The 20,276-nt window shown below is 73.8% G+C and carries 14 protein-coding genes and 1 pseudogene; 7 read left to right on the top strand and 8 right to left on the bottom strand.

Translation table 11 applies throughout. The annotated features are described in order from the left end of the window. Positions 1–581: pseudogene (locus MHW47_RS17150) on the bottom strand (adenosylcobinamide kinase/adenosylcobinamide phosphate guanyltransferase); the annotation flags it as partial. 127 nt (positions 582–708) lie between these two features. On the opposite strand from MHW47_RS17150, the gene MHW47_RS17145 reads away from it, so the two are divergent. Then, positions 709–921, top strand: a complete 213-nt coding sequence (locus MHW47_RS17145; protein ID WP_239224224.1) for a hypothetical protein — start codon at positions 709–711, stop codon at positions 919–921. Between the two features lie 96 nt (positions 922–1,017). Here MHW47_RS17145 and MHW47_RS17140 read toward each other — a convergent pair whose 3' ends face one another. The 3 genes from MHW47_RS17140 to MHW47_RS17130 form a co-directional block, all read right to left on the bottom strand. Continuing rightward, positions 1,018–2,109 (bottom strand): S1C family serine protease, encoded by a 1,092-nt coding sequence (locus MHW47_RS17140; RefSeq protein ID WP_239224222.1) that lies wholly within the window; start codon positions 2,107–2,109, stop codon positions 1,018–1,020. A 96-nt stretch (positions 2,110–2,205) separates the two neighbouring features. Continuing rightward, positions 2,206–2,928 carry a bifunctional 2-polyprenyl-6-hydroxyphenol methylase/3-demethylubiquinol 3-O-methyltransferase UbiG gene (locus tag MHW47_RS17135; RefSeq protein WP_239224220.1) on the bottom strand — a complete coding sequence of 241 codons (723 nt, stop codon included), beginning with the start codon at positions 2,926–2,928 and terminating at the stop codon, positions 2,206–2,208. Between the two features lie 119 nt (positions 2,929–3,047). Then, complete coding sequence (locus tag MHW47_RS17130) at positions 3,048–3,647, bottom strand: DUF3043 domain-containing protein (RefSeq protein ID WP_239224218.1); 600 nt, start codon at positions 3,645–3,647, stop codon at positions 3,048–3,050. 274 nt (positions 3,648–3,921) lie between these two features. Here MHW47_RS17130 and MHW47_RS17125 point away from each other — a divergent pair, with 274 nt between their 5' ends. The 5 genes from MHW47_RS17125 (at position 3,922) to MHW47_RS17105 (ending at position 10,405) form a co-directional block, all read left to right on the top strand. Then, the gene (locus MHW47_RS17125; RefSeq protein ID WP_239224216.1) at positions 3,922–4,698 is read left to right on the top strand and encodes a PspA/IM30 family protein; all 777 of its coding nucleotides are present in this window, start codon (positions 3,922–3,924) and stop codon (positions 4,696–4,698) included. A gap of 9 nt (positions 4,699–4,707) precedes the next feature. Further along, positions 4,708–4,986: a hypothetical protein gene (locus tag MHW47_RS17120; RefSeq protein WP_239224214.1), complete on the top strand. Its 279-nt coding sequence runs from the start codon at positions 4,708–4,710 to the stop codon at positions 4,984–4,986. 134 nt (positions 4,987–5,120) lie between these two features. Continuing rightward, on the top strand, positions 5,121–6,392 hold the full coding sequence (locus MHW47_RS17115; protein WP_239224212.1) for a sensor histidine kinase: 1,272 nt from the start codon (positions 5,121–5,123) through the stop codon (positions 6,390–6,392). Further along, the gene (locus MHW47_RS17110) at positions 6,389–7,084 is read left to right on the top strand and encodes a response regulator transcription factor (RefSeq protein ID WP_239224211.1); all 696 of its coding nucleotides are present in this window, start codon (positions 6,389–6,391) and stop codon (positions 7,082–7,084) included. Before MHW47_RS17115 ends, MHW47_RS17110 begins: the two co-directional genes overlap by 4 nt. A 165-nt stretch (positions 7,085–7,249) precedes the next feature. Beyond that, on the top strand, positions 7,250–10,405 hold the full coding sequence (locus tag MHW47_RS17105; RefSeq protein ID WP_239224209.1) for an efflux RND transporter permease subunit: 3,156 nt from the start codon (positions 7,250–7,252) through the stop codon (positions 10,403–10,405). A gap of 78 nt (positions 10,406–10,483) precedes the next feature. Here MHW47_RS17105 and MHW47_RS35740 read toward each other — a convergent pair whose 3' ends face one another. From MHW47_RS35740 to nadA, 3 genes are all read right to left on the bottom strand, one after another. Next, positions 10,484–15,523, bottom strand: coding sequence for a tetratricopeptide repeat protein (locus MHW47_RS35740; RefSeq protein WP_275449302.1), 5,040 nt, complete (start codon positions 15,521–15,523; stop codon positions 10,484–10,486). A 131-nt stretch (positions 15,524–15,654) separates the two neighbouring features. Further along, positions 15,655–17,058 carry a hypothetical protein gene (locus tag MHW47_RS17095; protein WP_239224207.1) on the bottom strand — a complete coding sequence of 468 codons (1,404 nt, stop codon included), beginning with the start codon at positions 17,056–17,058 and terminating at the stop codon, positions 15,655–15,657. Between the two features lie 118 nt (positions 17,059–17,176). After that, the gene (nadA, locus tag MHW47_RS17090) at positions 17,177–18,373 is read right to left on the bottom strand and encodes a quinolinate synthase NadA (protein ID WP_374230103.1); all 1,197 of its coding nucleotides are present in this window, start codon (positions 18,371–18,373) and stop codon (positions 17,177–17,179) included. A gap of 234 nt (positions 18,374–18,607) precedes the next feature. Between nadA and MHW47_RS17085 the strand changes: the two genes are divergently transcribed. Continuing rightward, a complete protein-coding gene (locus MHW47_RS17085; RefSeq protein ID WP_018103583.1) occupies positions 18,608–18,964 on the top strand; it encodes an iron-sulfur cluster assembly accessory protein in 357 nt (118 codons plus the stop codon). 91 nt (positions 18,965–19,055) lie between these two features. On the opposite strand, the gene MHW47_RS17080 is transcribed toward MHW47_RS17085, so the two are convergent. Beyond that, positions 19,056–20,276 (bottom strand): hypothetical protein (locus MHW47_RS17080; RefSeq protein ID WP_239224203.1); only part of this gene is annotated, 1,221 nt, incomplete at its 5' end.

The raw sequence follows: 20,276 nt of genomic DNA, 5'->3' as shown, positions 1-20,276 counted from the left end.
CGCTCCAGCTCGGGGGCGGGCGGCGCCTCGTGGCCCAGGTGGACGGCGATCAGCTCGGTGGCGGGCCCGACCGCTCCGGCGGCCCGCAGCCGCGCCACGGCGTCGGGGCGCCCCACGAGATCCAGCGCGATCAGGTCGTACGGCCGCGCCACCGGCTCCGTCAGCCCGGCCGGTGCGCCGCCCGGCGGCAGGTACAGCAGCCGGGCGCCCTCGGGCGAGATCACCTCGTACCCCGTACCGGGCGCGTCCATCGGCACGGCCCGCACCCGGTGCCCGCTGATCAGCGTCAGCTCCCGCCCGTCCGGCACCCGGCCCGCCGGCGGCAGCCCGGCGGGCAGCTCGACGGCGGGTCCGTCGTGCGGGTGGGTCAGCAGGACCTGGCGTACGGCGGTGAGCGAGCGGCCCGCGCGGGCGGCGGCGAACACCGCGCCCGGCGTCAGGTCGAGCAGCAGCGCGTCGTCCACCAGCAGAGCGGTCGCGGCCCGGCTGCCGGAGCCGCGGGCGAGGGCGCACGCGGCGCAGGGGCAGTCGGGCCGCGGCAGCCCGTCGGGGGCTCCGGTGCCGAGCAGAGTCAGTTCCACGCTCCGATCCTGCCGCGTCCCCGCGCGGGGTGCGCGCGGTGGGGGCGGCGAGCCACCCGAGACGCCCTTCCCTCGCTGGTGGGAAGCACTAGGCTGCCGACTGGAACGACATACCCAGGAGGCGGACATGGCGTGGACGTGGCGGTTCGAGAAGTCCGACGGCACGGAGACGGAGCCGGCCCTGCAGCCGGAGGAGTTCACGACCCAGGGCGACGCGGAATCCTGGATCGGCGAGTACTGGAAGCAGCTCCTGGACGGCGGGGCGGACCAGGTCACGCTCTTCGAGGACACCACGAAGATCTACGGCCCCATGAGCCTGCACGCCGACACGGCGGACTGACCGGGACGGCGCACCCGACGGCCGGGCGGCGGGCCCCGAGGACCCGCCGCCCGGCCGGCACCGTACGGAGGGCCGGAGGGCCGCCCCGTACGCCCGTCAGATCTCGCCCAGCTTGACCTTCGCCGTCTTCTTCGCGTCCCCGCGCATGTACGTCACGGTGACCTCCTGGCCCGGCTTCTCGGCGGCCAGGGCCTCGGCGAGCGAGGTGATGGTGCTGATCGGCGCATCGCCGACCCGCGTGATGATGTCGCCCGCGCGCAGGCCCGCGTCGGCCGCCGCGCCGCCCTTCTGGACATTGACGATCGCCACGCCCGCCGGGCGGTAGTCGTCGTTGACGACCGTGCGGCCGGTGATGTCGAGCGCCGCCCGGCCCGAGTCGGTGACCTTGCCGTCCTTGATGATCTGGTCCGCGACCGTCCGCACCATCGACGCCGGGATGGCGAAGCCGATGCCCGGCGCCGCGCTGTCGCCCATCTGCGGATCGGAGGCGGCGAGCGTCGGGATGCCGATGACCTCGCTGTTCAGATTGACCAGGGCGCCCCCGCTGTTGCCGGGGTTGATCGCCGCCGAGGTCTGCACCATGTTCGCGATGGTCGCCCCGGTGCCGCCGGCCGTCCTGCTCTCGCTGACCGTCCGGCCGAGCGCCGAGACGATGCCCTGGGTGACGCTGCTGGACAGGCCCAGCGGCGACCCCATCGCCAGCACGATCTGCCCCACGGCGACCTTCTCCGAGTCGCCGAACTTCGCCGGCCGCAGCCCGTCCGGCACGCCGTCGAGCTTGATGACCGCCAGATCCTGCTCCGGGTAGGCGGCGACCAGCGTCGCCTTGAGGACCTTCTCGCCGGTGGCCACCGTGACCTTGAAGGACTTCTCGTCCCCGACGACATGGGCGTTGGTGACGATGTGGCCCTTGGTGTCGTAGACGACGCCGGAGCCCAGGCTCTCGGACGCGTCGATCTGCACGACCGACGGCAGCACGTCGTTGATGGCGGTCTGGTACTCGCTCTGCAGATCACCGGCGGCCTTCGCGACCGGACCGGGCTGCGCCGGACCGGACGCCGTCGCGTCCGGCCCCGGAGCGGGCGCCTGGGCGGCGGAACAGCCGCTCACCAGCGCGATCGCGCAGAATCCGGCGGACAGGGGCAGCATCAGCCGGCGCGCACGACGGCGGGAGTGAAGGACATCCATGTCCGGATTATTACTTTTGCCCCTACGGTCGGCCCGTTGAGCGCATCCGCGGGGGCGTACCCGGCCTGCCGGGGCGGGGCGCGCCCCGGCTCCGACCTACCCCCGTACGCCGCAGAGGTGGAGCAGCGCCGCCACCCCGCGGTACGGGTCCGTGCGCCCGGCCCGGTCCTCCGCCGCGAGCACCCGCTCCAGCTCCGCGGCCGGCGGCAGCTCCACGTCGTTGCTCACGTTGTCCGTGAAGATCCGCACCCCGTACCAGGCGTGCAGCGGCGCCGCGATCGAGGCGAGCGTCGCCGTCAGCGCGTCGAGCCGGTCCGCGCGCACGGACAGGCCGAGCCGGTTGGTGTAGCGGTCGGTGTCGAACGCGGCCAGCGCCCCGTCCCAGTCCCCGGCCATGCCCGGCCGCATCGCCAGCGCGTCCGCGTTGCGCACCAGCAGTGACAGCAGCCCGCCCGGCGCCAGCATCCGGGCCAGCCCCGCCACCATGGCGTCCGGCTCCTGGACGTACATCAGGACGCCGTGGCACAGCACCACGTCGAAACTGCCGGGCAGGAAGTGGACCCCGGTGTCCTGGCCGTTGCCCTCGATCAGGCGCACCCGCTCGCGGATGCCGGCCGGCTCGCCGCCCAGCGCCTCACGGGCGATCCGCAGCATCTCCGGATCGGACTCCAGACCGGTCACCGTGTGCCCGGCGCGCGCCAGGCGCAGCGCCTGGGTGCCCTGGCCCATGCCCACGTCCAGGATGCGCAGCCGCTGCCCCACCGGGAAGCGCGCCGCGATCTGCTCGTCCAGCTGCCGGGCGACCAGCTCCTGGCGCACGGTGTTGCGCAGACCGGAGAGCCCTCTGGTCCATGCCGCCGAGGCCCCGGTGAAGCCCGCGACGGCAGCGGGCGGCCGGTCGGCGGACCCGCCGCCGACCGGACCGGAAGGCTCCGTACTCAGGGCCGCTCCCCGCGCTTGACCTGCGGCTTCGGCAGCCGGAGTCGGCGCATCTGGAGCGTGCGCATCAGACCGTAGGCGACCGCGCCGCGCCTCGGGGTGTCCGGGAACCTGACCCGCAGCTGCTTGCGCATGCGCAGGCCCAGCCCGACGGAGTCGATCACGATCAGCACGATCACGATCAGCCAGAGCAGCAGCGAGATGTTCTGGATGCCCCGCACCTGGATCACGCTCAGGATCAGGATGATCACGGCGAGCGGCAGGAAGTACTCCGCGATGCAGAACCGCGAGTCCACGTAGTCGCGGACGAAGCGGCGCACCGGCCCCTTGTCGCGCGCCGGCAGATAGCGCTCGTCACCGTTGGCGAGGGCCTCCCGCTGCTTGGCCAGGTCCGCGCGCCGCGCTTCGCGCTGGCGCCGCATGGCCTCCTTGCGGTCGAGCGGCGCGCCACTGGAGGCACGGCGGCGCTGCGACTGGGCCTCGCTGCGCTTGGGGGTGGGGCGACCCTTGGGTGCCTGCGGGTCGCGGGGCGTCTTGGAGAGGTCCGCCGTCACCTTGTCGGTGGGGGCCTTCTCTTCCTTGGAGCGGCTACGGAACACAAGGCCCAAGGGTACGGGGTCGGCGGCCGGTACCCGCAGGCCGGCCGGGAACGATCCGGCAACGGCCCGCGTCCTTGTCCGTGTATGGACGGGCGATACGGGCGTCACCTACTCCTTGGGCCTGATCGGTCCGGGGGCACAGTCGTCCTTGGGGAGGAGTCCGTCCACGCCCGAACAGTGCGGTAATAGAGACAGGGCCCGTACTGTGGGTTCTGTTGGAGTGCCGGAGCCCAGTTGAGCCAGAAGGGGGCGCGCGAAGCCCATGAGCGGTGTCATGAAGCGTATGGGGATGATCTTCCGCGCGAAAGCAAACAAGGCCCTTGACCGGGCCGAAGATCCGCGCGAGACCCTCGATTACTCGTACCAGAAGCAGCTGGAGCTGCTGCAGAAGGTGCGCCGCGGCGTCGCCGACGTGGCGACCTCGCGCAAGCGGCTCGAACTGCAGCTGAACCAGCTGCAGGGCCAGTCCGCCAAGCTGGAGGACCAGGGCCGCAAGGCGCTCGCGCTCGGCCGCGAGGACCTGGCGCGCGAGGCGCTGTCCCGCCGCGCCGCCCTCCAGCAGCAGGTCACCGACCTGGAGACGCAGCACACCACGCTGCAGGGCGAGGAGGAGAAACTCACTCTCGCGGCCCAGCGGCTCCAGGCCAAGGTGGACGCCTTCCGCACCAAGAAGGAGACCATCAAGGCCACCTACACGGCGGCGCAGGCGCAGACCCGGATCGGCGAGGCCTTCTCCGGCATCTCCGAGGAGATGGGCGACGTCGGCCTGGCCATCCAGCGGGCCGAGGACAAGACGCAGCAGATGCAGGCCCGCGCGGGCGCCATCGACGAACTGCTCGCCTCCGGCGCCCTCGACGACCCGACCGGCACGGCGAAGGACGACATCGCCGCCGAGCTGGACCGGATCTCCGGTGGTACGGATGTGGAGCTGGAACTCCAGCGGATGAAGGCCGAACTGGCCGGCGGCTCCTCCTCGCAGCAGGCGATCGAGGGCGGCCGGCAGGACGCCCAGCAGCAGAACAGCCAGTCCCACAAATTCGACAAGAACTAAGGCAGCGACATGATCGTACGGATCATGGGGGAGGGCCAGGCAGTCCTGGCCGACAGTCATCTCGCCGAGCTCGACAAGCTCGACGACGCCCTGCTGGCCGAGATGGAGAGCGGCGACGGACCCGGCTTCCGCACCACGCTCCACGCCCTCCTGGCCCGCGTGCGCGAACTCGGCACACCCTTGCCGGACGACTCCCTGGAGCCGTCCGAACTGATCCTGCCGTCGCCGGACGCCACCCTCGAAGAGGTACGCGCCATGCTCAGCGACGACGGCCTGATCCCCGGCTGACCCCGGAGACCTCCCGGCACCCGCACCCGATGCCCCGCGCCCGCCCGACGGACGCGGGGCACCGGCGTCCCCGGCCCCCCCGCCCGCGCCGACCCGGACCGGGCCGCGGGCGACACGCCGTAACGTAGCTGGACGTGACCACCCTCGGAACCGGTGTCCCGCGCATCCGCGCCTGGCTGTGCGGCCATGCCCTCGCCCTGGACGCCGCGCTCGCCCTGGCCGTGCTCGTGGCCATGATCGTCGGCTCGTTCGTCGATCCGGGCGGCCCCGACGGGCCCGCCTTCGGCGCCCGCACCCCCGCCGCGAGCAGCCTGTTCCTGATGGTGCTCAGCGCCCTGGCCCTCGTCCGGCGGCGCCGCGAACCCATGGCCGTGCTCGCCGCCACCGGCGCGCTCACCGTCGTCGAGCTGGTCACCGCCGACCCGCCCGCCCCCGTCGTGATGAGCGCGGTCATCGCCCTGTACACCGTCGCCGCCCGCACCGACCGGCCCACCACCTGGCGGGTCGGGCTGCTCACCATGGCCGCGCTCACCGCCGCCGCCATGCTCTTCGGCTCCCCGCCCTGGTACAGCCAGGAGAACCTGGGCGTCTTCGCCTGGACCGGGATGGCCGGAGCCGCGGGCGACGCGGTCCGCTCCCGGCGCGCGTTCGTCGACGCCATACGGGAACGCGCCGAACGGGCCGAGCGCACCCGCGAGGAGGAGGCCCGCCGCCGCGTCGCCGAGGAACGCCTGCGCATCGCCCGCGACCTGCACGACGTCGTCGCCCACCACATCGCCCTGGTCAACGTGCAGGCCGGCGTCGCCGCGCACGTCATGGACAAACGCCCCGACCAGGCCAAACAGGCCCTCGCCCACGTCCGCGAGGCGAGCCGCTCCGCCCTCAACGAACTCCGCGCCACCGTGGGCCTGCTGCGCCAGTCCGGCGACCCGGAGGCCCCCACCGAACCGGCCCCCGGCCTCGCGCTCCTCGGGGAACTCGTGGAGGGCGTGCGGCAGGCCGGGCTGCCCGTCGAGGTGGCCTGCGCGGCCGGGGACGGCCCGCCGCTGCCCTCCGCCGTCGACCTGGCCGCGTACCGGGTGATCCAGGAGGCCCTGACCAACGTCCGCAAGCACGCAGGGCCGGGCGCCAGGGCCGAGGTCAGCGTCGTACGGGTCGGCACCACGGCCGAAATCATGATCCTGGACAACGGGCGCGGCCACGGCACCGCGGCGGACCGGCCGGCGACCGGCGGCGGCCACGGCCTGCTCGGCATGCGCGAACGCGTCACCGCGCTCGGCGGCACCCTCACCGCCGGTCCCCGCTACGGGGGCGGCTTCCGCGTCCATGCGATCCTGCCCGTCGAGGCCCGCGCGCAGGAGCCCGGCCGGCCGGGCGCCGCGGACCGGACGGGGGAGAACGTATGACATCGGCCATCAAGGTCCTGCTCGCCGACGACCAGGCGCTGCTGCGCAGCGCGTTCCGGGTGCTGGTCGACTCGGAGCCCGACATGCGGGTCGTCGGCGAGGCGGCCGACGGGGCCCAGGCCGTGGAGGTGGCCCGCGCCGAACGGCCCGACGTGGTGCTGATGGACATCCGGATGCCCGGCACCGACGGCCTGGCCGCCACCCGCCTGATCAGCGCCGACCCGGACCTCGCGGACGTCCGCGTGGTCATGCTCACCACCTTCGAGGTCGACGAGTACGTGGTGCAGTCCCTGCGCGCCGGCGCCTCCGGCTTCCTCGGCAAGGGCGCCGAACCCGACGAACTCCTCAACGCGATCCGGATCGCCGCGGGCGGCGAGGCGCTGCTCTCGCCGGCCGCGACCAAGGGCCTCATCGCCACCTTCCTCGCCCAGGGCGGCAGCGGCACCGGCGAGGGGCCGGGCGCCGCGGAGTACGCCGAGCGGCTGGACGCCCTCACCACCCGGGAGCGCGAGGTGCTGGTCCTGGTCGCGGGCGGGCTGTCCAACGACGAGATCGCGGAGCGCCTGGTCGTCAGCCCCCTCACCGTCAAGACCCATGTGAACCGGGCGATGGCCAAGCTGGGCGCGCGGGACCGGGCGCAATTGGTGGTCATCGCGTACGAATCGGGCCTGGTGCGCCCACGGGTGGAGTGAAGGTGCAGCCGGGGTGTACTCCACCTGCGGTATGCGCGGCATGAGAAAGCGACCCTGGGGCCGAGGATTTCCGCCCAGGTGATCGGCGATCGTGTAGGTGGGCCGGGTCCGTCCCCGGAGTCACCCGCCCACCTGCCGCGTACGCCACGGAAAAGAGACCCACCCATGTCCTGGCTGTCCAGATTCAGCCTCGCGCAACGGGCCCTGATCGGGCTGATCTCGATCGTCGCCCTCGTCTTCGGCGCGATCGCGATACCGCAGCTCAAACAGCAGTTGCTGCCCACCATCGAACTCCCGATGGTGTCGGTGCTGGCGCCCTACCAGGGTGCGTCCCCCGACGTGGTCGAGAAGCAGGTCGTCGAACCGCTCGAGAACTCCCTCAAGGCCGTCGACGGGGTCACCGGCATCACCTCGACCGCCAGCGAGGGCAACGCCGTCATCATGGCGACCTTCGACTTCGGCGACGAGGGCACCAAGCAGCTCGTCGCCGACATCCAGCAGGCGGTGAACCGGGCCCGCGCCCAGCTGCCCCAGGACGTCGATCCGCAGGTCATCGCCGGCTCGACGGACGACATCCCGACCGTCGTCCTCGCCGTCACCTCGGACAAGGACCAGCAGGCGCTCGCCGACCAGCTGGACCGCACGGTCGTCCCCGCCCTGGAGGACATCGACGGCGTCGGCCAGGTCTCCGTGGACGGCGTGCGCGACCTCCAGGTGTCCGTCACCCCGGACGACAAGAAGCTCGCCGCCGCCGGACTGAACACCACCGCGCTGTCCCAGGCCCTCCAGGCGGGCGGCGCGACCGTCCCCGCCGGCGCCTTCTCCGAGTCCGGCAAGAGCCGCACCATCCAGGTCGGCGGCGCCTTCACCTCGCTGAAGCAGATCGAGGACCTGCGGGTCTCCGGTCAGGACCCCGCCACCGGCAAGCCCGGCAAGCCGGTCCGCCTCGGTGACATCGCCGCGGTGAAGCAGGAGGCCGCCCCCGCGGACTCCATCACCCGCACCAACGGCCGCCCGAGCCTCGCCGTCATGGCCACCATGGACAAGGACGGCAGCGCCGTCGCCATCTCGGAGGCCGTCCAGGACAAGCTCCCGGACCTGCGCAAGGACCTCGGCTCCGGTGCCGAGCTGACCGTCGTCTCCGACCAGGGCCCCGCCGTCTCCAAGGCGATCTCCGGCCTGACCACCGAGGGCGCGCTCGGCCTGGTCTTCGCGGTCATCGTGATCCTGGTCTTCCTGGCCTCCCTGCGCTCCACCCTGGTCACGGCGGTCTCCATCCCGCTCTCCGTCGTCCTCGCGCTCATCGTGCTCTGGACCCGCGACCTGTCGCTCAACATGCTGACCCTGGGCGCGCTGACCATCGCGATCGGCCGCGTCGTGGACGACTCGATCGTCGTCCTGGAGAACATCAAGCGCCACCTCGGCTACGGCGAGGAGCGCCAGTCGGCGATCATCACCGCGGTCCGGGAGGTGGCCGGCGCGGTCACCTCGTCCACCCTCACCACCGTCGCCGTCTTCCTGCCGATCGGCCTCGTCGGCGGCATGGTCGGGGAGCTGTTCGGCTCCTTCTCGCTGACCGTCACGGCAGCCCTGCTGGCCTCGCTGCTGGTCTCGCTGACCGTCGTCCCCGTCCTCTCGTACTGGTTCCTGCGGGCCCCCAAGGGCACCGCCGAGGACCCGGAGACGGCGCGCCGCGAGGCCGAGGAGAAGGAGGCCCGCAGCCGGCTCCAGCGGATCTACCTCCCGGTGCTGCGGTTCGCCACCCGGCGCCGCGTCACCAGCGTCGTCATCGCCGTCGCCGTCCTGATCGGCACCTTCGGCATGGCTCCGCTGCTGAAGACGAACTTCTTCGACCAGGGCGAGCAGGAAGTCCTGACGATCAAGCAGAAGCTCACCCCCGGCACCAGCCTGGCGGCCTCCGACGAGGCGGCCCGGAAGGTCGAGAAGCTCCTCGCCGGCGACAAGAGCGTCAAGGACTACCAGGTCACCGTCGGCTCGTCCGGCTTCATGGCGGCCTTCGGCGGCGGCACCGGCTCCAACCAGGCGTCCTACCAGGTCACGCTGAAGGACTCCGCCGAGTTCGAGGCCGCCCAGGACCGCATCGAGGACGGCCTCGCCAAGCTCGACGGCATCGGTGAGACCACCATCAGCGCGGGCGACGGCTTCGGCAGCCAGGACCTGAGCGTCGTGGTGAAGGCCGCCGACGCGGACACGCTGAAGAAGGCGTCCGAGCAGGTCCGTGCCGAGGTCGCCGAGCTGAAGGATGTCACCGACGTCCAGAGCGACTTGGCGCAGAGCGTTCCCCGGATCTCCGTCAAGGCCAACGAGAAGGCGGCCGACGCCGGTTACAACCAGGCCACGCTTGGCGCGGCCGTCGCCGGAGCGGTGCGCGGCACCCCGTCCGGCAAGGCGATCATGGGCGACACCGAGCGTGACGTCGTCATCAAGTCGGCCCACCCGGCCACCACGATGCAGGAGCTGAAGGACCTGCCGCTCGGGAAGGTGAAGCTCGGCACCATCGCCGACGTCGAGCTGGTCCCCGGACCGGTCTCCATGACCCGCATCGACGGCCAGCGCGCCGCGACCATCACCGCCCGGCCCACCGGTGACAACACCGGCGCGGTCAGCACCACGCTCCAGACGAAGATCAGCGCCCTGGACCTCCCGGAGGGAGCCACCGCCACCATCGGCGGCGTCTCCGAGGACCAGGACGACGCGTTCAAGAATCTGGGCCTGGCCATGCTGGCGGCCATCGCGATCGTCTTCATGCTGCTGGTCGCCACCTTCCGGTCGCTGATCCAGCCGCTGATCCTGCTGGTCTCCATCCCGTTCGCCGCCACCGGCGCGATCGGCCTGCTCCTCGTCACCGGCACCCCGATGGGGGTGGCGGCGATGATCGGCATGCTGATGCTCATCGGCATCGTGGTCACCAACGCGATCGTGCTGATCGACCTCATCAACCAGTACCGGGCCCAGGGCCTGGGCGTGGTCGAAGCGGTCGTCGAGGGCGGCCGGCACCGGCTGCGCCCGATCCTCATGACGGCCCTGGCGACGATCTTCGCCCTGCTCCCGATGGCGCTCGGCGTCACCGGCGAGGGCGGCTTCATCTCGCAGCCGCTGGCCGTCGTCGTCATCGGCGGTCTGATCACCTCGACGCTGCTGACGCTCCTTCTGGTGCCGACGCTGTACACGATGGTGGAGCTCGGCAAGGAGCGCCGCCGCGGGAAGAGGGAGGCCAAGCGCGCCCGGAAGGCAGGTCTCCCGGCCCCGTCGGACGCGGGGGACTCCACGACCGGCGAACCGGAGCCGGCGAAGGCCTGATCCGCCCCGGCCGGCACGACCGGGGGCCTGTCCCGTACGCGCGTACGGGACAGGCCCCTTGGTGTGTGGCGGTGGTCGTCAGGCGGCCTCGCTGAGCACCTTGACCATGCGGAGCCACAGCTCACCGTGCGGCTGCGCGTGGCGGACGCTGAGCGCGGCGATCTCCCGCAGCAGCCGGACCCGGGTCTCCCCGGGGGCGCGCGGGATCAGCGTGGCCAGCTCCTCGGGCTCGACATCCTGGACGACCCCCGTGAGCACCATGCCCGCCTGGGCGTGCGCCAGGGACGACAACCGGTCCCCGTACACCCCTCCCTCGATGGCCGCACCGTGCATCAGCGCGGTGCCGTCACCCGCCTCCAACGCCCGGTCCACGTAGGTCTGGAGCGCGTCGCGGTCCTCCACCAGCCGGTACGCCGCGTCCAGCCCCTCCGTGCGGGCGACGTCGAGCAGGGCGACATGCCCGAGCGGGGTGTCCGGGGACGGCCGGACCCGGAGGAGGCGCGGGTGGTCCCGGAGGTAGTCCCGCGACTCCGCCCAGGACTCGCGGCCCACCCACTCGGCCAGCTGCTCCGAGAGGATCAGCGGGTCGTAGGCGGCGGTCACGCCGTGGGCGAGCACCGACGCGCGGAGCACGGCGTGCCGTTGGGCGGTGGCCCGGTCCAGGAGCGCCAGCTCGTCCAGCGCGGTCGCCGCCTCCTCGCCGGCGAGCGCCTCGGCGTGCCGGGACCACAGATCGCGTGACGCCGGCCAGTCGGGCGCGAACATCCAGCGGCCCACCACCTCCAGCGTCCCGGCCGTCAGCGAGAACCAGCCGGGCACCGGGCCGCCCCCCTCCGCCTCCCACGCGGCGAGCACCGCCTGCCGGTCGCCGTGGCCACGCAGCGCCTGCCGTGCCCGTACGGTCACCGGGTCCGGGCCGCCGGCCGGCCCCGGCCCGGCGTCCCGCGCCAGCAAGGCCACGAGCGCGCGCACCCCCTCCGAGGGGAGGGGCGCGGGGCACTCCAGCAGGAAGACGCTCCGCTCCACGGTGAGACGCCGGGCGGTCGCGGGATGGGCTTCGGCGAACTCGGCCGCGCACTCCTCGTACGCCTCGGCCGCCGAGGCATGGGCGCCGGTCCGGGCGAGCGCGCGGGCCAGCTCCCCGAGCGCCTGCACCAGATCGTCCGCGAAGGCGCGCGGGTTCTCCAGGGCCAGGGCACGGCAGAGGGGCAGCGCCTCGCGGGCCGTGCACACGGCTCCCGCGTCATCGCCGTCCATGCCCCGCAACTTGGCGAGATTCCGCAGGGCGAGCGCCAGGTCCGGGAGGTGGGCGCCGCTGTGCTCGTCCACGAGCCGGCGCCAGAGCACGACGCTCTCCCGGGCCGCTGCCAGGGCCTGCTCACGGTCGCCGGTGCCGGCGAGGTTCTGCGCCAGGGCGCCCAGGGCCCTCGCCAGCGGGAAGCGCAAGGCGGGCGCGCCGGGGAGGAGTTCCCGCAGGAGCGCCACCGCCTCCTCGGCGGCCGACAGCCCCTCCTCCCGCTCCCCGGCCCCGTGCAGATGGATGGCGAAGTTGGCGAGGGTCACGGCCAGGTCCGGCCGGTGGACGGCGGGGCGTCGCACGGCGAGTTCCCGGCGGATCGCGACCGCCTCCCGGCCCGCCGCGAGTGCCCCGGAAGGATCGCCCAGGACCGCCCGGTGGTTGCCGACGTTGTTGAGGGCCAGCGCGTACTCCGGCAGGAATGCCTCCGGGTCCTCGTCCGCGAGACGCCGGTAGAGCGTGGCCGCCTCCTCGGCGTACGCCAGGGCCTCGGCCGGCACACCGTCGGCGGCCAGGTGCATCGCGAGGTCGCTGAGTACGCCCGCCAGCCCGGCGAGCGAGGCCGCCGGCCGGCGCTCGGCCAGATCGCGCTGGAGCCGCAGGGCCTGGCGCGCCAGCAGCACCGCCGACGTGCGGTCTCCGGCGGCCGCGGTCTTGTTGGCGAGCGACTTCACCGCTCGGACCAGATCCGGCTGGAAGACCTCCAGATGCTCGTCGGCGAGCGAGGCGAACACCCGCGCGGCCTCCCGGGCGGGGGCGAGCGCCCCTTCGTGGTCCCCGGTCGCGGAGAGCCGGTCCGCCAGATTGTGGAGGGCGGTGGCCAGGTTCTGCCGGAACGCGGCCGGGTCATGCCCGACCAGCTCCCGGCAGAGGTCCACGGCCTCCCTCGCGGGCGCCATGGCCCCCGCCGTGTCGCCCACGTCGGCCCTGTGCACCGACAGATTGGTCAGGGAGCCCGCCAGAGCGGCCCGCAGGGCGGCGGGATGGCGCTCGGCCACCCTCCGGTTGGCCCGGACCGCCGCCTCCGCGTGCGGCAGTGCCTCCGCGGGACGTCCGACGGACTTGAGGGCGTGGGCCAGATTCGTCAGGGCGGAGGCGAGAGGACCCAGGAACTCGTCCGGGCGTGTGGCGGCGAGGTCGGTCAGCATCCCGGCCGCCTCCTGCGCGAGGGGGACGGCGGACCGGCGCTGTCCGAGCGCCGTCAGACACAGCGCCAGGCCGTCCAGCGCGGAGGCCAGTTGCGGGCGGAAGACCGACGGCTCCTTCTCGGCCGCCTCCCGCAGGAGACCGACGGCGGACGAGGTGAGCGTGAGCGCCCCCTCGGGGTCACCGGTCTCGTGGAGCCGCCTGCCGAGCGTGGCGAGGGCCAGCCCGAGGTCGGCCCGGGACGTGCCGCCCGCATGGCTCGGGCGGTCGCCCAGGAGCGCGACCGCCTCGCGTGCCGGGACGAGCGCCCCCTCCCGGTCCCCGACGTCGGCGCACCGGTTGGCGACGTTGACCAGGGTGCGGACCAGCGCCGTCGTGCAGGACCCGGGGGCCGCCTCCTCCAGGGCCCGGAAGAGGTCCGCGGCCTCCCGTGCCGCCCGCAGCGCCCCGGCGGGGTCGCCGTCGTTGCCCAGCCGCTCCGAGAACCCGTGCAGCGCACGGCCCAGGATCGTCGCCGCGCCCGGCCCGAGCCGCTCGGCGAGACCCCGCAGCGCCTCGATCCCCGGCTCGCCCGCCCGGACCGCGTGCCGCGCGAGCTGCCGCACCACGTACGGATCGACCGCCGCCCAGCCGCCGTCCGCCACCCGCCGCTCGACGTGCGCGACGAGCGCCGCGAGCACCACCTGTCCGGCGTCGGCGCCGTCCGGCCCCGGCCGGGACGCGAGGTGCGAGACGAACTCCCGGTGGTAGAGCCGGTACACCGCCTGACCGTCCTCCGCGTCCTCGACGACGTACCTCCCGTACGCGGACAGCACCCAGTCCACGTCGCTCGCGGTGTAGGGCACGTCCCGGCCGCCCAGCGCCCCGGCGACCTCCTCCCAGACCCCTCCGGCGGGCAGCCCGCGCCCCGCGCCCCAGGCCAGCGCGGTCAGCAGGTCCCGTGCGGCGGACGGGAGCGCGCGGCCGTCCGCCAGGACCCGGACCGGGCCTGCCCGCAGGTCGTCGTCGAACGCCGCCCCGACGGACTCCGGCAGACCGGCCCGCCACCGCTCCCCGGTGAACCGCCCCGCCGACAGCAGCGAGCCCGTCACCAGCCGGGCGAACAGGAACCCGCCGCCCAGCGCCGTGGCCCGCGCGGCGACGGCGTCGCCCGCCTCCCGGGCCCGGTCCTCCGGCACGCCGGCCGCCGCGCACCGGCGGAACACGTACCGGGCGATGTCCTCCTGGGTGTGCGGCTCCCGTTCCAGGTCCGCGACGGTGACGCCCGCCCCGATCAGCCCGGCCAGCACGTCCGGCAGCGTTCCGGCCAGGAGGCCGCCGTCCGCCAGGCTGCCGCGGAACGCGCGCTCCCGTGAGCCGAGCAGCACCGGGACCGCCCGGCTGAGCGGGAGGACCATCTCCTCGACCATGGCCCGCAGATGCTCGGCGGGCACCTCGTCCAGGCCGTCCAGCACCAGCACCGGACTCCGCTCCAGCGCCCGCAGCTCGCCCCGGAAGTCGTCCGTGTTGCGCGGCTCCGGCAGCCCGAGCCGCCCGGCCAGCTCCGACGCGGCCTGGAGCGGACTCAGACCCCGCAGATGGACCGCGGCCAGGAGGCGTCCCGGACCCGGGTCGGGGTCGCCCTCGCGCAGGCCGCCCCGGTCCAGGACCTCCGCACGCCGCACGGGGTCGGTGAGCGTCGCGATCCGGCCCAGCACCGCCGACTTGCCGCAGCCCGCCGGCCCGGTCACCAGGAACAGCCCGGCCTCGCCCGCCTCCAGCCAGGCGTTGATCCGGCCCAGCACCCGCTTGCGGCCCGTGAAGAACCAGCCCTCCTCCCGGAACCCGGCCCCGCGGGCCGCGAGGACCAGATGCTCCACCAGCCGCGCGGGCGCCCCGGGCACATGGAGCGGATTCGGGAAGACGGGCCGCCCGGTGCCCAGCGTGGCGGGCACCGGGGTCTGGCCCTCGCCGCGCCACCGTTCGCCGAGCGCGGCCAGCAGGTCCGGGCCGCTGATCCAGGCGTTGTGGGCGCTCCACGCCGAGCGGTACGCGCGGGTGGCCGGGCCCTCCCGCAGCACCCGGGCCAGCGCGTCCAGCAGCGGCCCCCCGCCGTCCGAGGTTTCGCCGCGCCGGCAGCTCGCCATGATCCCGAACCACTGGACCCGGCCGGGCGGCGCGGAGGTGGTCTCCCAGCGCCGCACGGCCTGCTCCAGGCCCCGGCCCACGGCGTCCCCGGCATGGCAGGCGTCGATGATCACCAGGATCTGGTCGGCGCCGGACGCCACAGCCTCGTCGACCAGCGTCTCGGGCGAGACCCCGCGCCGCAGGGCGCGCGCGTCGCGGGTCACCCGCTCGACGTCGAGGTCCAGGTCGCAGAGCGCCAGCCGCAACGCGTCGTCGACCAGCACCCCGTGGCCGGACCACACGATGATCGCGGGCTTCCCCGCCCCGGTCGCCCGCCAGTCCTCGCTCCAGTCGGTGAGATCCCGGTCGAAGTCCGCCCAGGAGGGGTTGCCGCCCCCGCCCGCCACCCGGGTCGCGATCCCCAGCGCCTCCAGGCGGCCCACGATCCCCTCCATCTGGGCCACGGCACCGGTCAGCCGCGGAAACGTCCGCTCGTCGGCGTACCGTTCGCACACCACGCACAGCGCCGTCCCCACGGCCTCCGGCTCCCCGCCCGCTCCGTACGCCATCGGGCGCCCGCCTTTCCGTACTCCGCCGCTGAAGAAGAAGGCAGCGTAGGCACGGACGGGGCGCCCCGGGGCCGGTACGGGCGAACATGACTCTTTCCGGTGGCCGGGTGCCGGGAAACGACCTGTCGGGATCAGCCGCGCTCCAGGACCAGGACCAGCGCGGTCATCCCTGCGTCGGGGTGGGCCCGCGTGCCGATCCGCACCCGGTGTCCGCCCGGCGGGAGGCCGGATATCCGGAGCGTGTACACCCCGCCGCCCCGGTTGGTCATCGTGCGCGCCGGACCGTCCCCGACGCCCGCGAGGACGGCGACCCGGTCGTGGCCCGGCACGTCCGGGGGAGCGGTGGCCCGGATCTCGTACGGCTCGCCCTCCACCAGGATCTCCGGCGCGTCCACGCAGAGCGGCGGATCGTCGTCGCCCGGGCCCCGGTGCAGCGGCGGCTCCGGGGTGAGCCAGTTGTGGAGGGCCCGGCGGACCGCGCCGTTGTTCTGTAGCGAGCCGTGCTTCTCCCACGGCGTGTACGCGTGCCGCCCGGCGCCCACCGCGCGGCTGGAGAGATCGGGCACCCGCCCGTCGCCCCCCTCGTCGGCGCCGTCGATGGTGAGCAGCGCCCGCAGCCCGTCGCCCTCGGTCTCGGCGGTCGTCGGCGTCGGCTGCCGCACCCCGCCGACCGGGACGTACTCCACCCCGTACCGCGCGCCCGCCCCCGATTCCCGCAGACCGGCGTGGAACCGTCCCGCGTGGCGCAGCAGTTCGCCGTCCACCCCGGGCAGCCCCGTGACCTCGCGCGCGTACCGCAGCGGCGCGCCGGGGGCCGTCGTCAGGCAGGCGTAGTCCGGTGTGAGCTGGTAGAGCGACGGCAGGCTGCGGGCGAACGGCGTGAGGTCGAGGCCCACCGGGCCGACGCCGTACCGCATGCCGTTGACCAGGTACATCAGCGCGTCCAGCGACCCCCGGTACGGCGTGCCGAGCGTGACCACGCGGCGGGTGAGCTCCGCGCCCCCGCACTGCTCGACGTAGCACCGGGCGACGAGACCGCCCATCGAGTGGCAGAGGAGGACCGCCCTCGCGTCCCGCCGGTCGGGCCGGGACGCCCGCCAGCGGTCCAGCTCCCGCTCCACGCGCGCGGCCAGCCGCTCCGCGTTGTAGCGGCAGGAGAGCCGCCAGTCGTAGGGGAAGCCGACCAGGTTCGCCGGGACGCCGGCCGGATCGCCCGGGAGGCGGCGGCGGAGGGTGAAGTGCTTCTCCAGCCAGTTCAGCAGCCCGCTGTACCCGTCCACGGGGTTCCACACCCCGGGCAGGGCGTGCACGTCGGACATGAGCCCGGTGGGCCGTACGCCGTCCCCGGGGTGCCCGTCGCCCAGGCCGGCCGGGAGCGTCAGGTCCCCGACCGAACGCCCGAAGGTGCGGATGCCCCGCACCAGGGCCCTCCCGGAGGCCGCCCAGATCTCGTGCCCGTCCGCGTCCGCGAGCGTGCTGCCGAGGATTCCCGGTACGACGACCACCAGATCGTCCACCCTGCCGCGCCCCGTCATGGCACCGTCCCCCGTATCCGCGCCGCCGGCCGATCACAGCAGCGTAGAGACGGGGGACGGGCTCCCGGGCCGGTCCGGGCGAAATCGGCCGGGACCGGCCGCCGCGCGCGAGGAGCCGCTACGGCAGCGCGAGCATCCGCTCCAGCGCCAGCTTGGCGTACTTCTCCGTCTCCGGGTCCACCACGATCCGGTTGACCGGCTTGCCCTCCGCCAGGGACTCCAGCGTCCACACCAGGTGGGGCAGGTCGATGCGGTTCATCGTGGAGCAGAAGCAGACCGTCTTGTCGAGGAAGACGATCTCCTTGCCCTCCGGAGCGAAACGGTTCGCCAGGCGGCGTACGAGGTTCAGCTCGGTGCCGATCGCCCACTTGGAACCGGCCGGGGCCGCCTCCAGGGCCTTGATGATGTACTCCGTCGAGCCCACGTAGTCCGCGGCGGCGACGACCTCGTGCTTGCACTCGGGGTGCACCAGGACGTTGACGCCGGGTATGCGCGCGCGCACGTCCTCGACGGACTCCACCGAGAAGCGGCCGTGCACCGAGCAGTGGCCGCGCCACAGGATCATCTTCGCGTTCCGCAGCTCCTCGGCGGTCAGGCCGCCGTTGGGCTTGTGCGGGTTGTAGAGGACGCAGTCCTCCAGGGACATGCCCATGTCGCGGACGGCGGTGTTGCGGCCCAGGTGCTGGTCGGGCAGGAAGAGGACCTTCTCGCCCTGCTCGAAGGCCCACTCCAGGGCCCGCTTCGCGTTGGACGACGTGCAGATCGTGCCGCCGTGCCGGCCGGTGAACGCCTTGATGTCGGCGGAGGAGTTCATGTACGAGACGGGCACGACCCGCTCGGCCACCCCCGCCTCGGTCAGCACGTCCCAGCACTCGGCGACCTGCTCGGCGGTGGCCATGTCGGCCATCGAGCAGCCGGCGGCCAGGTCCGGCAGTACGACCTGCTGGGCGTCGTTGGTCAGGATGTCCGCCGACTCCGCCATGAAGTGCACACCGCAGAAGACGATGTACTCCGCCTCCGGGCGGGCGGCGGCGTCGCGCGCGAGCTTGAAGGAGTCACCGGTCACATCGGCGAACTGGATAACCTCGTCGCGCTGGTAGTGGTGCCCGAGGACGAAGACCTTCTCGCCCAGCTTCTCCTTGGCCGCGCGGGCCCGCTCCACCAGGTCCGGGTCGGACGGGGAGGGCAGGTCGCCGGGGCACTCGACACCGCGCTCGCTCCGCGGGTCGGCGTCGCGGCCGAGGAGGAGCAGGGCCAGGGGTGTCGGCTGGACATCGAGATCCTGGACGGGGTGGGCCGTGGTCACGTCACGCACCCTTTCTTCTGCGGACTTCTCTGTGGAGAAAGCCTTTTCGTCTCATTGACGCTATCTATCATAGCCGCTTCACGTCACTTTGACGATGCCGAAAGCGTCAATGTGACGCATCCGCGCGCAGGACGGGTGTGCGAGCATGAGGAGAACAGGCAAGCGCTCGGCCCGGAATGAATCCGCGGCCCCGACGGTTGCAACGTCGGCAAGCAGTCTCCGTACAAACCGGGAGAGAAGCAGATGTCCGTATCGGACGAGACCACCACCGTGAGCGACGGCATCCTCCTGTCCGACGCCGCCGCAGCCAAGGTCAAGGCCCTGCTGGAGCAGGAAGGCCGCGACGACCTGGCGCTCCGCGTCGCCGTCCAGCCCGGCGGCTGCTCGGGCCTGCGCTACCAGCTCTTCTTCGACGAGCGCTCCCTCGACGGCGACGTCGTCAAGGACTTCGACGGCGTCAAGGTCGTCACCGACCGCATGAGTGCCCCGTACCTGGGCGGCGCCTCGGTCGACTTCGTCGACACCATCGAGAAGCAGGGCTTCACCATCGACAACCCGAACGCGACGGGTTCCTGCGCCTGCGGCGACTCCTTCAGCTGAGCCGCGACACCACGGCGGCGGCCCCGGGACTCCGGTCCCGGGGCCGCCGCCGTTCTGTGGGGCAGGGGAAGCCCCGCGCGCCGGCCGGCCGTCAGCCGCGCGGCACCACCGAGCCCGACTGCGCGTCGATCACCTTCCGCCCGTCCAGCGGCCGCTCCAGCGTCACCGTACGGGTCTGCTCCTTCGCGACCAGCACGCACACCTTGCCGGCCTCCTTCTTCTCCCGCACCGTCACCCGGACCTCCGCGCCGTCCTCGGCCGCGCTCACCGAGTACGTCGCGCACGCGCCGCCCCAGAACGTCACCGCCAGGGACCGCCCGTCCGCGCTGTACGACCGGACCATGCGCGCCTTCGCCGCGCCGTCACCGTCCGGCGAGGTGCCGGGCGAGGGCTCCCGCGCCAGGTACTCCGGGTCCACCGCCACCTGCGTCACCGTGCCGCCCGCGCCACCGGCCGGCTCCACCGAGAAGATCCAGGACGGTACGAGCAGCTGCTCACCGCCCGTCGTGTGCGCGGCCAGCCCGAAGACCGCCTTGTCCACCGTGACGGTCGTCGCCGGGCGCTGCGGCCCGGTCTTCCCGCCGCACGGCACCCCCGACGCGTCCGTGCCCTCCTCCAGCGGGGCCGGCGAGGCACAGCCGCCGATCTCCCCGGCCGGGGGCTGCGCGGCGTTGAGCCGGTTCAGCGCCTCCTGCGCGCCGATCACCGGATAGGTGGCCCCCTTCTCCAGCGCCTTCAGCTTCCCCGAGCCGCCGACCACCGTGCCGTCCGGGCCCACCTGGATCCCGGTCGTCCAGCCGGACGTGGGCAGCCCGCCCACCACCGGATCGGCGTTCACCACCCGCGTGGAGCCCATCAGCTGACCCGCGTCGAGCGCCGCGCCGGACTGGCCCGCCGCCTTGAGCACCGGAGCGGCGGCGGCCTTCGCGGTCCGCTCGTCCACGGGCTGCCCGGAGCCGCCCGGCGCCACCTGGCCGCCCGAGCAGACGGGCCCCTTCTTGCAGTTGTCCGTGCCCCCGGAGCCGTACCGGGTGAAGGTCCAGGTGCCGGGCGCCTGCTTGTTCACCCGCAGCAGCGGGCCCGAGCCGTCCCCGTCCGAGCCCACCTTCCAGTACGTGGCCTCCGACTGCGGGGTGCCCGGCAGGCCGAGCGCCTTCGCCAGCCGGGCCACGTCGGCGGCCGTGACCGAGCCCTCGGCGCGCCGGACGGCGGCCTCGTCCGGGCCGTCCGGCAGCTTCCCGGACGCCCGGTAGACCACCCGGCCGCCGCTCGGATCGGGCTCGCCGGGGGCGATGCCGGGGGGCGGCCCGGA

Source organism: Streptomyces sp. OfavH-34-F, assembly GCF_022347745.1.
Classification (GTDB): Bacteria; Actinomycetota; Actinomycetes; order Streptomycetales; family Streptomycetaceae; genus Streptomyces.
The sequence above is the reverse complement of the archived record's forward strand: the minus strand, read 5'-3'. Positions and strand labels throughout refer to the sequence as shown.